This is a genomic window from Gelidibacter salicanalis (assembly GCF_016469035.1).
Classification (GTDB): Bacteria; Bacteroidota; Bacteroidia; order Flavobacteriales; family Flavobacteriaceae; genus Gelidibacter; species Gelidibacter salicanalis_A.
Genome location: NZ_JAEHJZ010000610.1, coordinates 1 through 301 on the forward strand (window position 1 = coordinate 1; position 301 = coordinate 301).

At 51.2% G+C, this 301-nt stretch carries 1 protein-coding gene; it reads right to left on the minus strand.

Features of this window, described 5'->3' with window-relative positions; translation table 11 throughout:
* On the minus strand, positions 1–301 hold a 301-nt coding region (locus JEM65_RS22130; protein WP_199603933.1), incomplete at both ends, for a hypothetical protein.

The following is a 301-nucleotide window of genomic DNA, read 5'->3' on the forward strand; positions in this document are numbered from 1 at the left end:
AAACTTTCCAACCACTCGACCATCGTCGTCAAAGTCTTCTTCACTTTTTTTCCCACGGTAAAGGTCAAAAGTTTGGAGCCATTCGGTAAATCCCTCGAACTCGCGTTGGGCTTCCAACTCATTAGGAAACACCTTCATGAGAGCCACATTGGCCTTTTTCTTCTTTCTTTGAACCTTGGGACTGGACTTGGCGGCTGCTCCAGAAATGGCCTTGAAACCGGTTTTCTTGCGCTTGCCCGCCCCGGGCAACTCGTCGCCTGCAGCACCTCCGTCATCGGATTTGACCCGGTAATCGTCTTCG